The following is a 14963-nucleotide window of genomic DNA, read 5'->3' on the forward strand; positions in this document are numbered from 1 at the left end:
CAGACCTCATTGCCCGAGCTGCGCGGTCTGTTGACCTGCGCCCGGGAATACGTTGCGTTTGCAGATTTTCGCTTCGACTTTCTGCGGCGCGGCGCCGGCTTCAGGGCCCTGGACTTCGACGGCCAGCAGGTTTTGCGAGGCCCAGTCTTCGTCCGTGCGCAGCTCAAAGGCGAAACGACCGTCGGTGTCGGAGGTTTCCGGTTTTTCGATCTTGATGTCCTCGTGGCGACCGTTCATGTACCAGAGGGTGGCTTGCAGGGTTTTCACCGAAGTGTCGGCGAAGCGGATGTCGACCTGATGGTTGCCGTTCTGCAGGTTCAGGTTCTTGCTGTTGACCATCAGTTCCTGTTTGGTGCCCGGCTTCAGCGTGGCGCTGCCGGCCATCTGTGCATCTTTGCCTTCGCAGCCGTTATCGAGCAGCGCCATCATCTGGCGGTAGATGGTTTCCTGATCGAGGCGATACAGCGGCGAGAATTCCCAGATGAGAATTTTCGGCGGTGTCTTCTGGAATTCTTCGCTGCCCAGGTACTGCAGCATCGAACCTTCGAAACCGCCGCCCGGGAAGGCGACGTTGAGAATGTCGGCGCCGATGGCTTCTTCCAGGAAACCGGCGAAGTTGTAGTTCTTGCCGCTGTGCGAGGTGCCGACCAGGGTGATTTGCGGGTTGCCGGAATCACCGAACAGATCGCCGTCGCCTGCCTCACCTTTCGGCTCGGTGGTGAATTGGTCCATGTACTGGATCGCGTAACTGGTGCCGCACAGTTGCCCGGCCATGTTGTGCAGGGTGCCGGTCTTGCCCATGCGCCCGGAGCGCTTGGTCTCGAATTCGCGCTTGGGAATGTCGGCGAAGGCCGGGATCTGCTTGACCTTCTCGGCGACAATTTTGGCCGTGCGCTGGGCGCCGTATGGCGTCCAGTGCTGGTCACCGCGGAAATAGAAATCGTGGGCGGGCAGGGTATCCGGCAGCGATTCGTTGGTCAGCGGCGACAGGTCCGGCACCACGTAACCCATCTTGGCGAAACGGCCGAGCATGGTCTTGTAGTTGCCCAGCGCTTTCTCGTAATCGAACGCGGCTTTTTCCTGCGGGTTGAGCTTGTTGCGGTTCACCAGGCCACGGGTCGGCTGATAAACGATGACCAGCTCGACGCCTTTGCTCTTGAACGCATCGTGCAACTGTTGCAGGCGCTTGTAGCCGGCCGGCGTGGTGTTGAACTCGGTGCGCAGGTCTTCCTGGGTACGGAACAGCCAGTCGCCCTGAGCCTGCACCAGCGTGGTGAAGTTCTGCTGATAACGCGTGGTGTAGTTTTTCGCGTCATGGGCTGCCGGGCACAGGTTGCAGCAAGGCTCGGCAGTGAATTTCGGCGGGGCGACCGTTTCACCGCCAGCGTCGGCACGCGCAGTGCCGGCGGCGAGAATGCCAAGGGTCAGGGCCGAGAGGCTGAGCAGTTTGATCATGTGTGGGTGCATAAAATTATCCTCAGTCCCGCATTTCGGTCTGGCGTTCGACAGGGTCGATCAGCACGGCTTTCTGCTGGCGTACCAGCAAGTCGAGAATTTCATCCTGGCGCTCACCGAGGATGCCGTTGAAGCTGATGCCGCTGGATTTGGTCGGCGCCAGCATCGACACGCGATACAGCTCGACGCTCAAGGGCGAGTCGATCGACAGCGGGCCGCTGCCATTGGCGGCCAGCTCACCGCCCACGACGATCAGCGACACCTGGGCGTCGAACGGGTCGAGCTTGATGTCACGGTCGGTGTCGGTCAGGTCCTTGATGTGGCCATAGACGCCGGTCAGGCCGTTGGCCATGGCAATGTTTTCGTAGAGGCGGATGTTCACGCTGTTACGAATACGGATACCGTGGCGCTGGTTGCTGATGACCTTGTTGCCCCACAGCAGGTTGTCGGCGGACTCGTAGAGCGTGATGCCGTCTGTGTGGTTCTTGTAGATCTCGTTGTAGGCAATGATGTTGTTGACGCTGTTACGGTCGATCACCAGGCCCGACAACTTGTTGTCAAAACTCTTGTTGTTGAAGATGAAGCTGTCGTTGACCTCACGGGAAATAATGATCCCGTGCTTCTTCTTCGTGCCGTAAACGGTGTTCTCGGCAATGATCAGACGGTGCGAACGGTCATGCGGGTCGATGCCGTAGACGATGTTGTCTTTGTAGGTGCTGCCCTTGACCACGAAGTCGCTGGTTTCGTAGCAGTAGAAGCCGTACCACATGTCCGAGAACTCGGAGCCGACGATCCAGCCAGTCGGCTCGGGACGCTTGAGGACCTTGGCCATGTTCGGCGTGTACTGGGAAATACTCACCCCGTACGACTTACTGTTGGCGTAGCCGAAACTCGCCATTTTGCTGTTGACGATATAGGTTTCGGTGCCGCCCCAGGCGAGCAGGAACGGACGGAATTCCTTCGGCGAACGGAAGGTGGCCGGGCCGTTTTCCTTTTCGCGCCAGCCGGTGACTTTGGTGTCACGTACAAACAGCTTGCCGTCGTTGACCAGGAACGAACCGGCCTCCTGAGACAGGCGCAATTCCTGGGTCTGACCGTCGATTTCAAGGATGCCTTTCTCGCCGACCACGATCGGCAATCTGGCCAGGTACACGCCCGGCGCGGTCTCGCTGAAATACTGCTTGGGCAGTTTTTTCGCCAGATACTTGAGGTTCATGTAGCCATCGTCGATGAAGATCGCCTGCGGGATGCCGTGCTGACGCACCACCCATTCGGCCATCTTGTTGTCACCGCCGATGAAGTCCTTCAGGGCGTTTTCCTGCATCATCCGGCGCACGCTGATCTTGCCCGCCTTGCTGCGCACGATTTTCGCGGCAGCGGCTTCGGCGGTGAAGCCGGAAAGGTCGGGCAGGGTCGGCTTGGCCAGTTGCAGCGCCTCGGTAGGCGCGCTGCTGACGGTGTAGGTCTTGGCTTGTTGCAGTTCCTTGGTGGTGGTGACCGGCTTGCCCGGTTGAGGCACGGCCGGCTCCACATTGGCGAAGGCGCCAGCCGTAGCCAGCAGCATTGCGCCGGCCAACAGGCTGAGCGAGCCTTTCCTTGCATGATTCATGTCGGGCACTCCCTTCGCGGTTTGCATCAGAAGCGCCAGATCACGTCGATGAACGCGCGGTGCATGTACGAATCGACCTGGCTGCCATAAGCGTCGCCCGGCTTGAACACACCGCCACGGAAACGCACGAGGGCTGACGGTTCGTCGATCGACTGGCTCAACGCTGCCGGCAGCAGGCCTTGCTTGAAGTATTTGGTGACGACCAGATCCATTTCCTGGCCCAGATCCTTGTTGCCGTCCTGAAGCGGCAGCGAGGTGCTGGACAGGATCGCGCCGGTCACGTCGTCGGTGTTGTTTTCCACGGCGTTGATGCCGTTGCTGCCCACCGGCTTGTTGCCGTCGACACGCCAGAACTTGTGGTAGATCAGGCTCGCGTCGTATTCGTCGTTGAGCATCCACGAACCGAACAGGGTGGCGGTCTGCATGTTGTTCATTTCGCCACGGAAGGCTTCGCCGAAACGGTGCACGCGCGAACGGGTACCGGTGTAGTTCGAGCGGTTGCTTTCCAGGCCGTTCTGTTCGTAATCGGCGCTCGCGCGGGCATATGCAGCACCCACCTGCCACTGCGGATCGAGGCGCAGACGCACACCGACGTCGGTTGCCCAGCCATCGACGTTGTCGCTGCGCTTGGCCTGTGCCGGGCGCGAACCGTCGGCATTCAGCGCATTGACCGTGTCGCGGTCGCCGCTCATGCCGGTGATGCTGCCCCAGTAGTTGACGGTGTTGGTGTTGCGCCAGTTGTAGGCGTCGCTGTCGGCGGTCAGGCCGAGCCAGCTGATGTCACCGTTCTCTTTCTTGTCCAGCGAATCAGCGGCGACGCCCGGCTCGGGATAGTCGAGTTTGCCGTCGTCGTGCGTATGGTGGCCGCGAATGCCGACCCAGTTGCCCGGCGTCCACTGATAAGCCGCATCGGCGTAGGCGTGCAGGCGATCCTTGTCTTTGGGCGCCAGCTCCTTGAGGTCGGTGCGGTATTCGCTGAAGCGTTCGGCAACACCAGCGTTGGCGCGCAACAGGGTGGTGTCGAATGTCCAGTTCAGCGCTTCGATGTTGGTGTCGCGCCACTGGCCGTCGTCATTGCGCAGGCGCTGGCGACCGAACTTGAGCATCTCGCCCGGGTAGGGGGTAAGGCCGCTGTAGCCGACCCAGAACTCGCGCATCGCCAGGTAGTTTTTCTTGGTCTTGCGATCGCTGTTGTCGGTGGTCTGCGTGCCTTCACTGTCGGACTGCTGCAGGGTGTCGGTCTCGATGATGTCGGTCGAAGTCACGGCCTGACCCATGGCGTAGGCGCTCCACGCCCCGCTTTCGCCGTAGACCCACGGGCGCAGGTCAAGGCCGATGCCGTTGACATCGCCGCCACGGGCGGTGCCCAGGTCGCGATCGTCTTCGGACTGGCCGGTGAGCTTCACTTCCAGGCCGAAGTTCTTCGATTCAGTCATCGCCGCCAGCGTCGGGCAAGACCAGATCAGCGCGAACGTGAGGCCAATGCCGGCCTTCACAAATGGATTCAACTTCATAATTTTTCCTCGCCGTCTTCTTCTTGCAGGGCGTGCAGTTGCAGCGTGTTCGGGTTCAGGGCGCCACGGCTGGCCTGTTCCTGTTGCAACAGGCGGCGGGCTTCGGAAAGGCGCTCGGGCGGCAATTGCGCCTCAAGGGTCGCCGCCAGTTCATCGGCTTGCGGGGTGTTTTGCGCCTTCGCCAGTTGGCTGAAGACGTACGCATTCAGCGGGTCAGGCTTGGTGCCCTTGCCTTGGGAAAACAGTTGGGCAATGGCAAAGTCGGCACTGTTCTGGCCGTTGCGCGCAGCGGTCAGCAGATGGTCGAGAGCTTTTTGCGGATAGACCTTGCCCAGGTAACCGCGACGATAGATCTGGCCGAGGTAGTAATCGGCGGCGACTTCGCGGCCGACGGCTTTCTGGAAATGTTCCTCGGCGACTTTCGCGTCCGCCGGCACCACTTTCCCTTCGTAGTAGACCTTGCCCAGCAGCAGTTCGGCGCGCGGCTGGTCAGCGGCGCGGCCGTTGTCCAGGTACTTCATCATCTGATCGACGTCGCCCAGTTCAGGGAAGTCGTAAAGCAGTTGCGCCAGGGTCACCCAGGAAGCCGGGTAGCCCGGAGCAATCGGTTCGAGCAACGACTGCGCGGTTTTTTCGTCAGTCTTGCCCAGGGTCGAATCGGCCAGCACGCGGGCCACCGAATCGACACGCTGAGCAGTGACGGTGCCACGGCTGTAACCGGCCTGCATCTGCTTGATCAGCTCGGCCTGTTGCTCGGGCTGCGCACGCTTCTGATAGACCGTGGCCAGTTCGACATAGCAGATGTCGGTGGTGTTGATCGCGGCCTTGCAGATCTTTTCCACGTCATCCAGATGCTGGTCGTAAGTGCCCTGGGTGCGATACAGCAGCACCTGCGCCAGACCCGCTTCGGGGTAGCCGGATTTGCGCCACTGATCGATCTGCTGCTGGGCGTTGATGTCCGGGAAGCTGTGCGGGTATTGCAGGTAGAGCATCGCCAGCGGAATCAAGGTATTGCCTTCGCCACTGGCGGCAGCTTTTTTCAGCAGGGTTTGCGCTTCGTGGTGCTCGGCTTCGGTGGAGCCTGGCTTGGCAACCAGCAGGCGACCCAGGCGTGCCTGGGCACGCGGCGACACACTGGCCGCTGCGCGATAGGTCGCTTCGGCCTGTTTCATTTGCGCAGGGTCGCGGCTGTCGACCTGGATATCCGCCAGGCCCACTTGCGCCTCGCTGTAACCCAGATCGGCCAGTTGCTGATAGTTCTGCGCGGCGGTGGCGGTGTCGCCACGCTTGAGCGCTTCGTTGGCCAGACGCTGATCGGGCAGGCCGGCACAACCGGCCAGGGAAACAGCCAGCGCCAGCGAGCACACCATATGACCTCTGTGGGAGCTGGCTTGCCAGCGATTCAGACGACTCGGTGTATCAGAGGGACCGCATTGATCCGATCGCTGGCAAGCCAGCTCCCACAGGGATCGCGGTGTTCTCAAGAGACTGATGATAGTCACAGGCATGTCCTCGACTTAAAGACCGGCAGCCATGGCTTTGTCGATCAGCCAGTTCAGGTTCGGGCCACGGTCGCTGTTCACTTCCACCGGGCGGCCGGCGAGGCTGCTGTCGAGCGGCTCGTCAGGCTGGATCTGCACGCGGATGTCGGAAGACAGGTCGGCGCTCTTCAGGCTCGTGCTGCTGACGATCTTGCCCGTGCGGGTCTTGTCTTCGCCGGCGATCTGGAAGCTCACCGGGGTGCCCGGACGCACGTCGCCGAACTGGCGATAGGAGAAGCGCGCATCAACAGTCGCTTGAGTGTTGCGCGGCACCAGCTGGAAGATCACGTCGCCCTTGCTTGCGTACTGACCGTCAGCCACCAGTTGCTGGGCCACGGTGCAATCGCACGGCGAGGTCAGGGTGCCGGTCATTTGCTTGCCGAACAGTTCTTCAACCTTGGCCGGGGCCAGTTGGTCTTCTGCCAGATGACCCTTGAGCACGTCGAGCATGCTGGTGCTGAACGTCGCCAGCGGGGCGCCTTTGGCGGCGACGCCGTCGGACTTGACCAGGCTCTGCACCGTGCCATCGCGCGGCATGGTGATGTTCATCCCCGGCACGCTGACCAGGCCGGCCTGGGCGTGGCTGACGAAGTACATGCCGTATACCGATTTGAAAATGAAACCCGCTGCAACCAGGCCGACGGCGAAAATGCCGGCGCTGAACGTCACGGCTTTCAGGCGGCCGAATGCGGTCATGCCGTTGCCGCTGTCCTTGTTCTTGCGCGCCTTGGTGAAGTTGTCGCGCTGCAGGGTCGCCAGCACTTCGCCGATGCTGACAATGTCGCCGGCCAGGTGCGAAGTGATCAGGTGGCGCAGGGTGGAAATGTCCTGCGGCTCCAGGTTCTGGAACTGGCAACCGGCGCGGCCGGTCTGGCGGTCGTAGGAGCGCACCTGCAGTTCAACGTCCATGGCCAGGCCGAGGTTGTCGATGACAAATTGCAGGCGCGCCTTGTACACCTCACCGACGGTCAGCGGCATCTGCCCGGCATTGAACGCCAGACCACCGGCTGACAGGTCCAGTACCCGCGCTTCGACCGGGGTCCGGTCAGGGCCGAAGAAACGCAGCTTGGCCGGGATTTTCACGCGAGCGTGCTGGCGCTGGGCTTCGGATTCATGCACTACGTTGACGTTGACGGCGGTATTCATAGGGGCGATTTCCTTGTTAATTCAATAGGGGCGGTTCAGACCATCATCAGCAACACGGCGACGAAAATGCTGCCGGCGGAGAAGGTCATGGTCCGAGACGACCAGGTGTTGAACCAACGTTGAAAGCTGGCGAGATCACGGGTCAGGGATGTCGGTTGGCGAGTCCAGGATTGTTGGTCAAGGCGGAAGAACACGTAGATCTTCACCAGTGCGCCAACGATCTGGTTGTAATACAGAATCGCCGGGTAAGCCGGGCCGATGCGGTGGCCGGAACATGACAGCAGCAGCGTCAGAATCAGGCGCGTGATGCCGATCCACAGCAGGTACACCAGGATGAACGCGGTGCCGTACTTGAAGCTGGCGATGATCGCGACGGTCAGGCCGAGCAGCGAGGTCCACATCGACACGCGCTGGTCAAACAGCACCACCGAGGTGAACGCGCCGAGGCGGCGGATACCCAGGCCGAGTGCGCGGGAGTTCTGGCGCAGGTTGTTGCCGTACCAGCGGAACATCAGTTTGCGGCTGGCCTTGATGAAGCTCTTTTCCGGCGGGTGCTCAACGGTATTGATCGCCGCATCCGGTACGTAGAAGGTGTCGTAACCTAGGCGCATCAGGCTGAACCAGCTCGACTTGTCGTCGCCGGTCAGGAACTTGAATCGGCCCAGGCGCCAGTGTTGCAGCGAGTCGCTTTCAACGTCGGCGATGAATTCCGGATTGGTAACCACGGAAGCTTTGAATACCGACATGCGCCCGGTCATGGTCAGCACGCGCTTGGACAGGGCCATCGAGCACATGTTGATGTGGCGTTGGGCGAAACGCAGCTTGTGCCATTCGCTCATGATGTAGCCGCCGCGCACTTCGCAGAATTCGTTGGTGGTCAGGCCGCCGACGTTGCCGAACAGCTGGAACCACGGCACGGTCTTGCGCACGACGCCTTCGCCGAGCACGGTGTCGCCGTCGATCACGGCCACCACCGCACGGTCGTCCGGCAGGTGACGGGAAATCGCGCGGAAACCGAACGCCAGGCCATCGCGCTTGCCGGTACCGGGAATGCGCACGAAGTCGAGCTTGACGCGATCGGGCGGATTCATCCGGGCCCACATCGCCTTGACCAGCAACTCGTCGGACATTTCCACGATCGAGCAGACAATGGTGGTCGGCAGTTCGCAGTCGATGGCTTCGCGAATCACCGAGCTGTAGACCTGCGCCGTGGTGAGCGCGTCAATACGAAAGCTGGTGACCATCAGAAACACATGCGACGGGTCGGCCGCTTTACCCAGCTTGCGCACTTTGCGGCGCAGGTGCGGGTAAACGATGTACAGAAAAATCATGCCGCGCACGAAGTGCGTGGCACCCATCGAGTAGCGCCAGATACCGACGGCGCCAATCAGGAAAATGAAGTCCTTCGACTCGGCGTCGAATGTGGACGTGGGCAGCATCAAGGCCAGGCCCATCAGCAGACTGAGATAAAAAAGCCAGCCGGCTGATTGCAGAAAAAAATGTTTGAGCTTGCTCATCAGCGTCATCCGAAGGTGATGGAGGCTTCAAGCCGCAAGCGAGGTGCTTTTGCTTGCGGCTTGAAGCTTGAGGCTTGCTGCTGCCTTACCAGCAGATCCCTTCGGTGCGGCTACCGGCGCTGGTGGCCTTGGACATGAAGCCCACCAGGTCGATGACTTGTTTGCCTTCCGGTGCTTCCTGGGCCAGCGCGCGGAATTTCTCGTCGCGGTTGCCGAGGATGATCACGTCGGAGTTGTCGATCACCGAATCGAAGTCCGAGTTGAGCAGGGACGAAACGTGCGGAATCTTCGACTCGATGTAGTCCTTGTTCGCACCGTGGACACGGGCGTACTCCACGTTGCTGTCGTAGATGCTCAGGTCGTAGCCCTTGCCGATCAGCATTTCGGCCAGTTCGACCAGCGGGCTTTCGCGCAGGTCGTCGGTGCCGGCCTTGAAGCTCAGACCGAGCAGGGCGACTTTGCGTTTGTCATGGCTTTCAACGATGTCGAAGGCGTTCTGCACTTGCGATTCGTTGCTGCGCATCAGCGAGTTCAGCAGCGGCGCTTCGACGTCCAGGGAACCGGCGCGGTAGGTCAGGGCGCGCACGTCTTTTGGCAGGCACGAACCGCCGAACGCAAAGCCCGGGCGCATGTAGTACTGGGACAGGTTGAGGGTCTTGTCCTGGCAGACCACGTCCATCACTTCACGGCCATCGACGCCGACCGCTTTGGCGATGTTGCCGATCTCGTTGGCGAAGGTCACTTTGGTCGCGTGCCAGACGTTGCAGGTGTACTTGATCATCTCGGCAACGGCGATGTCCTTGCGGATGATCGGCGCGTCGAGTTCTTCGTACAGCGATTGCAGAACGTCGCCCGACGCGGTGTCGAATTCGCCGATGACGGTCATCGGTGGCTGATCGTAGTCGGCGATGGCGGTGGATTCACGCAGGAACTCAGGGTTGACCGCAACGCCGAAATCGACGCCAGCCTTCTTGCCCGAGCAATCTTCCAGAATCGGGATTACCACGTTCGCTACGGTGCCCGGCAGTACGGTGCTGCGCACGACGATGGTGTGGCGGGTGGATTTTTCACGCAGGACAAAACCGATCTCGCGGCACACCGCTTCGATGTAGTTCAGTTCCAGGTCGCCGTTCTTCTTGCTTGGCGTACCGACGCAGATCATCGACAGATCGGTATCACGAATCGCCTCGGCGAAGTTGGTCGTGCCGCGCAGACGACCGGTCTGGATACCCTGTTGCAGGAGTTCGCCCAGGCCTGGTTCAACAATCGGCGATTTGCCGGCGTTGATCATGTCGATCTTGTCTTTGGCAACATCGACGCCAACTACGTCATGGCCCCGTGCAGACAGGCAACCGGCACATACTGCGCCAACGTAACCCAAACCAAATATGCTGATGCGCATCGCAATTACCTCTGTATATATCAGGCCGTTAGAAGGCCGGAGTTAATGGTGTTCAGCGGTCACTAGTGCACTCGAAAGTGCGGCTTACAGGCGCCACAATGCCGTGTGCAGGCATAATAAGTTTCGAGTGTCTAAATAAGTGCACTCAAGATGTGCGCAACTAGGCCTTGTTCTTTTGACGTGCCCTGTTATGCAGCCGATCTTCCGTGCGGGAAGACTCTTGTGCAGTCGTGTAGCCTGCTCGAAGTCGGGTAGGGAGCCCGTAAATCAAACAGTTAGGTGCTCAGGCGAGCACGTTTATAGGGGCGCGGTCATGGCCTTTGTAGGGGATATTAATGGTGCGTATCTCCTGTCTTACGGTTGTTTTGAGACTAGTTTGTCATCTAGCCAAGTTGCTGTGACAACCGGGTTACATGGCTATCTGCTCTTCGTAAGTTATCTCGTACAAACTCGGCGAGAATCGTTACCGGTGGTATGAGCTACGCATTTAGACATAGTTCCAGGCCGCTCATCGTGCCATCAGAAATTTTTTGAAATATTGAGAAAGATGGCACTGGTTTCAATTTGATAGCACTCTCCTTTTCGCCCTTTAGTGGCCGGGGGTTTATCGGTGTCGATAGTTTTGTGCCACTACGGGTAAAAAATTTAGGTGCCACTACTGAAAAAAAACTTCAGTGTCGAGTGAAACTAAAATTAGAAAACAGAGCGTGGTTTTATTGGCGCCATGAATTTGGCGATAAGCGGCAGGGGAATTCTTAGTTCGGGCGGACTGCACGACTCTCAAAGAAAAGAGTCGTGCAAAGGGCATGCATTATTCCGGGGCGTGGTCGCGTAAAAACACCAGATTGTCGGGTTTCGACTGTTCGGCGCTGTAGCGATATCCCTGTGCATCGAAATGCTTGAGCTGGGCGGGGTCGTTGATGCGTTCCTGAATCACGAAGCGGCTCATCAAACCCCGCGCTTTTTTCGCGTAGAAGCTGATGATCTTGTACTGGCCGTTCTTCTGATCCTTGAATTCGGTGTTGATGATTCGTGCGTTCAGGGCGCTGCGCTTGACCGCCGAGAAGTACTCATTGGACGCCAGATTGAGCAGCACATCATCACCCTGATGCGCCAGCGCTTCATTCAGCCATTCACTGATGCGCGTGCCCCAGAACGCATACAAGTCCTTGCCTCGGGCGTTGGCCAGTTTGGTGCCCATCTCCAGGCGATAAGGTTGCATCAGGTCCAGCGGGCGTAACAGGCCATAGAGGCCGGAGAGCATGCGCAGGTGCTTTTGTGCGTAGTCGAAATCCGCTTCGCCGAACGACTGCGCATCGAGACCGGTGTAGACGTCACCTTTGAACGCGAGCAAGGCCTGCTTGGCGTTTCGCGGCGTGAACGCTGGCGTCCAGCTGCCGAAGCGCGCGGCATTGAGCCCGCCGATCTTGTCGGATACGTGCATCAACTCGCTGATCTGCGCCGGGCTCAGCTCGCGCAGTTGCTGAATCAGTTCCTGGGAATGGTCGAGGTATTGTGGCTGGGTGAAGCGCTGGGTCGCCGGCGGTGTTTCGTAATCGAGGGTCTTGGCGGGGGAAATCACCATCAGCATGAAGTCGTCTCCTTTAATCGTGAGAGCGATTCTAGGGGGTTGGCGTTGTTGACTCCAGCTATCAAGCCCATAGGTGATCGACGGCGGTAGCAACCTGCGCCTACCCTTTGGCGAGGGAGCTTGCTTCCGCTCGAGTGCGCAGCGCTCGCAAATTCGGTAGACGCGCCCGCGTTGGAGCAATGCAATGGCTGCATTTGGGGCTGCTGCGCAACCCAGCGGGAGCAAGCTCCCTCGCCACAGAATGCGCCATCCGCCAGCAGGTTTGGGTGTCTTATCAGCTATAGTGCCGCGCGGGTTTTGTTATGGAGACATCCCTTTGCGCATTGTTCTTTTATTCACCGCGTGGCTGCTGAGCGCCGGAGCCGTGGCGGCGCCGGGTGATGTGGCGACGCTGGATCGCAGCACCTGGCCGGAGCAGCTCGACAACCCGACCCTGTTCGACGTCGCGTCGCGGGCGGAGATTCTCATGTTTGCCCGCGGCCTGCTCGGCACCGAGTCCATTGACGAGGCTGCGCTTTCCCAGCGTCTGGGCCTGCGCACGGTCAACATCGATGCGATCAATCAGCTGCGCCAGCGCCTCTGGCAGCGCTTGTTGGCCAACTACAACCACGCCCAGCAAAGCTGTGATCAGGACGCCTCGTTCTGCTTTCTTGTCGAAGACCTGCCGACCCTGCGTGAGCAGGCTGCCAAGTTCGTGGTCAGCGACGACAGTTATTACACCCGATGGGCCGAGCCGAGCCGGATCTTCCATTTGCAGTACCTGGACGAGCTGATGCGCAAGGCCGCGCTGTTCCCGCAGACCAGCAGCGAAATCGATCGTTTCGGCGACTATGAGCGCAACGGGGAGGCCATGCATGATCGGCTGTTTTTGCTGACCTTCGACAGCGCCGCCAACGTTCAGCCGGACAACACCGACTGGCTGACGGAGTACTTGCGCAAGGCGAATCTGAGCGGGACTTTCTTTGTGCTGGGCAAGGATATTCAGGCGCGACTTTCCGGGCGTTCGGTCAGCAGCCTGCAAGCGGCGTTTTCACAGCAGTGCGTCGGCGTGCAGGGCTGGGAGTTCCGCTCCCATAGCCATTGGCAGGACTGGCAGGATTCAGTGCGCCGCAGCGCTGATCTGGTGAAGAACAAACTGCCGGAAAACTACGTACCGCTGTTCCGCCCGCCAGAGGGCCAACGTCGCAGCGACGCGAAAGGTTTCTTCAACACCCAGGGCCTGCAAGTGGCCCTGTGGGACATCGATGCCCAGGACGGCGCGGGCAAACTGAAGGGCCCGGCAAGCGCGCAGCGGGTGCTGACACTGATGTTGTTGTGGCGCCACGGAGTGATCAATTTCAACATGAAACAGGATGCGGTCAAGACGTCATTGCCGTGGCTGATTACCCAGACTGCGCAGAGCGGCATCGGCTGGGAAGACTGTCAGGACGGATTTCGTTGAGAGACGACAGAAAAGCCCGGAAACATTGGGTTTGGGGTGATTTTCAAAAGGAATCGGATGCAGGCGGACTTCCGACTTTAGCGGGGTCCGGGCAGTCCGCCAAGGGCTTTTCGTCACTCTGCAAAATAAACTTAAAAAAACCGTCAAAGTACTTTTTTATGTCATCGGTTTTGGAGTATTACGAAGACAGACCGCCGAAACCTGCAACACAGGTGGCGTCTTCCCAGACTCCTTTTGTGTGCAGTTCATCCAGGCCCTCGTGGATGAATTCGGCAGTCACTTCGAGGCGCAGCACTGTCACGGTATTGCGTCGAATGGCTCCCAAAAAGGTGACCGAGTATGGATGATCACGGACGCAGCCCTTCCTCCAACCAGCCAATCCTGTATGTACTCGATACCAACGTATTGATTCACGATCCAAATGCCCTGCTGAATTTCGAAGAACACCACGTCGCCATCCCGATGACCGTGCTGGAAGAGCTGGACAAGCTCAAGAGCGGCCATCACAGCGTGGCCGCGGAATGCCGTCAGGCAATTCGCCTGATCGACAAGACCCTGGGCGATGCGTCACCCGAAGACGTCGAACTGGGCGTGCCGATCCAGCGCGGCAAGGGCGGGCCGAAAGGCTTGCTGTCGATTCTGATGAGCAAACAGGCCGAGTCGAACCTGATTCTGCCCGAGCACCTGAACGACAACAAAATCATCAATCAGCTCATTGACCTGCACACCCGCGACCCGCAAAAACCGGTGGTGCTGGTCACCAAAGACATCAACATGCGCCTCAAGGCGCGCGCCTGCGGCATCGCTGCCGAGGACTACAGCACCGACCAACTGGTCGACGACGTCTCCCTGCTGCCCAACGGCTACCACAACATGACCGGCTCGTTCTGGGACCGTGTGAGCAAGGTCGAAACCCGTCAGGACCACGGCCGCACCTGGCATCAGGTGCAACTGATCGACAACTTGCCGGCCGTGCACATCAACGAGTTCATCATTGACGAACAGGGCTTTGTTGGCTGGATCAAGGAGATTGAAGAAGACCGCTTGCTGATTCTCGATCTGCATCAGGAACCGCTGCTGCACCAGGAGGCGTGGGGCCTCAAGCCGCGCGACATCTATCAGAGTCTGGCCCTGTATGCGCTGCTCGATCCGGACATTCATCTGGTTAATCTGTCCGGGGCCGCCGGTTCCGGGAAAACCATTCTGGCGCTGGCTGCTGCGATCGAGCAGACCATGGTCAGCAAGCGTTATCGCCGCATCATCGCGACCCGCAGCGTGCAGGGCCTGGACCAGGAGATCGGTTTCCTGCCCGGCACCGAAGCGGAAAAAATGGAGCCCTGGCTGGGCGCCATCACCGACAACCTCGAAGCCTTGCACATGGATGACGAAAACACCCATGGCAGCGTCGACTACATCCTCAGCAAAGTGCCTTTGCAATTCAAATCGCTCAACTACATTCGTGGCCGCAGTTTCCAGCAGAGCCTGATCCTGATCGACGAATGTCAGAACCTCACGCCGCACCAGATGAAAACCATCATCACCCGTGCTGGTGCCGGTTCCAAAGTGGTGTGCCTGGGCAACCTCGCACAGATCGACACCCCTTACCTGTCCGCGACCAGTTCCGGGCTGACCTACCTGACCGAACGCTTCAAGGATTTCCCCAACGGTGTGCACATCACCCTGCAAGGGGTGCCTCGCTCGATTCTGGCTGAATACGCAGAGTCGCATCTGTAACCCTTCCCACAAG

The 14963-nt window shown here is 59.5% G+C and carries 10 protein-coding genes; 2 read left to right on the forward strand and 8 right to left on the reverse strand.

The features are described from left to right. Positions 1-6: 6 nt before the first annotated feature. From HU727_RS17590 to yaaA, 8 genes are all read right to left on the reverse strand, one after another. Positions 7-1467, reverse strand: coding sequence for an alginate O-acetyltransferase (locus tag HU727_RS17590; protein WP_186532794.1), 1461 nt, complete (start codon positions 1465-1467; stop codon positions 7-9). A 10-nt stretch (positions 1468-1477) separates the two neighbouring features. Beyond that, positions 1478-3064, reverse strand: a complete 1587-nt coding sequence (algG, locus tag HU727_RS17595; RefSeq protein WP_186532795.1) for a mannuronan 5-epimerase AlgG — start codon at positions 3062-3064, stop codon at positions 1478-1480. A 26-nt stretch (positions 3065-3090) separates the two neighbouring features. Next, positions 3091-4578: an alginate export family protein gene (locus HU727_RS17600; protein ID WP_186532796.1), complete on the reverse strand. Its 1488-nt coding sequence runs from the start codon at positions 4576-4578 to the stop codon at positions 3091-3093. Further along, entirely contained in the window at positions 4575-6086 is a 1512-nt protein-coding gene (gene algK, locus HU727_RS17605) for an alginate biosynthesis TPR repeat lipoprotein AlgK (protein WP_186532797.1), read from the reverse strand. The genes HU727_RS17600 and algK overlap by 4 nt, the downstream gene beginning before the upstream one ends. A gap of 9 nt (positions 6087-6095) precedes the next feature. After that, positions 6096-7265 (reverse strand): alginate biosynthesis protein Alg44, encoded by a 1170-nt coding sequence (locus HU727_RS17610; RefSeq protein ID WP_186532798.1) that lies wholly within the window; start codon positions 7263-7265, stop codon positions 6096-6098. A 35-nt stretch (positions 7266-7300) separates the two neighbouring features. Continuing rightward, positions 7301-8782: a mannuronan synthase gene (gene alg8, locus HU727_RS17615; RefSeq protein ID WP_186532799.1), complete on the reverse strand. Its 1482-nt coding sequence runs from the start codon at positions 8780-8782 to the stop codon at positions 7301-7303. A gap of 85 nt (positions 8783-8867) precedes the next feature. Next, positions 8868-10184 (reverse strand): nucleotide sugar dehydrogenase, encoded by a 1317-nt coding sequence (locus HU727_RS17620; RefSeq protein ID WP_186532800.1) that lies wholly within the window; start codon positions 10182-10184, stop codon positions 8868-8870. 811 nt (positions 10185-10995) lie between these two features. Further along, on the reverse strand, positions 10996-11775 hold the full coding sequence (yaaA, locus tag HU727_RS17625) for a peroxide stress protein YaaA (protein WP_186532801.1): 780 nt from the start codon (positions 11773-11775) through the stop codon (positions 10996-10998). Positions 11776-12091: 316 nt separating this feature from the next. Between yaaA and HU727_RS17630 the strand changes: the two genes are divergently transcribed. Beyond that, positions 12092-13216, forward strand: coding sequence for a polysaccharide deacetylase family protein (locus HU727_RS17630; RefSeq protein WP_186532802.1), 1125 nt, complete (start codon positions 12092-12094; stop codon positions 13214-13216). A 339-nt stretch (positions 13217-13555) separates the two neighbouring features. Then, positions 13556-14950: a PhoH family protein gene (locus HU727_RS17635; RefSeq protein WP_186532803.1), complete on the forward strand. Its 1395-nt coding sequence runs from the start codon at positions 13556-13558 to the stop codon at positions 14948-14950. The last annotated feature ends 13 nt before the right edge of the window (positions 14951-14963 follow it).

Origin of the sequence: Pseudomonas khorasanensis, from assembly GCF_014268505.2 — a bacterium.
GTDB classification, from domain to species: Bacteria; Pseudomonadota; Gammaproteobacteria; order Pseudomonadales; family Pseudomonadaceae; genus Aquipseudomonas; species Aquipseudomonas khorasanensis.

Excerpts from the sequence above, each read along its gene's own strand:
- yaaA (WP_186532801.1), bottom strand. The coding sequence starts at position 11,775 with ATGCTGATGGTGATTTCCCCCGCCAAGACCCTCGATTACGAAACACCG.
- HU727_RS17635 (WP_186532803.1), top strand. The coding sequence starts at position 13,556 with ATGGATGATCACGGACGCAGCCCTTCCTCCAACCAGCCAATCCTGTAT.
- algK (WP_186532797.1), bottom strand. The coding sequence starts at position 6,086 with ATGCCTGTGACTATCATCAGTCTCTTGAGAACACCGCGATCCCTGTGG.
- algG (WP_186532795.1), bottom strand. The coding sequence starts at position 3,064 with ATGAATCATGCAAGGAAAGGCTCGCTCAGCCTGTTGGCCGGCGCAATG.
- alg8 (WP_186532799.1), bottom strand. The coding sequence starts at position 8,782 with ATGAGCAAGCTCAAACATTTTTTTCTGCAATCAGCCGGCTGGCTTTTT.
- HU727_RS17610 (WP_186532798.1), bottom strand. The coding sequence starts at position 7,265 with ATGAATACCGCCGTCAACGTCAACGTAGTGCATGAATCCGAAGCCCAG.
- HU727_RS17590 (WP_186532794.1), bottom strand. The coding sequence starts at position 1,467 with ATGCACCCACACATGATCAAACTGCTCAGCCTCTCGGCCCTGACCCTT.
- HU727_RS17600 (WP_186532796.1), bottom strand. The coding sequence starts at position 4,578 with ATGAAGTTGAATCCATTTGTGAAGGCCGGCATTGGCCTCACGTTCGCG.
- HU727_RS17620 (WP_186532800.1), bottom strand. The coding sequence starts at position 10,184 with ATGCGCATCAGCATATTTGGTTTGGGTTACGTTGGCGCAGTATGTGCC.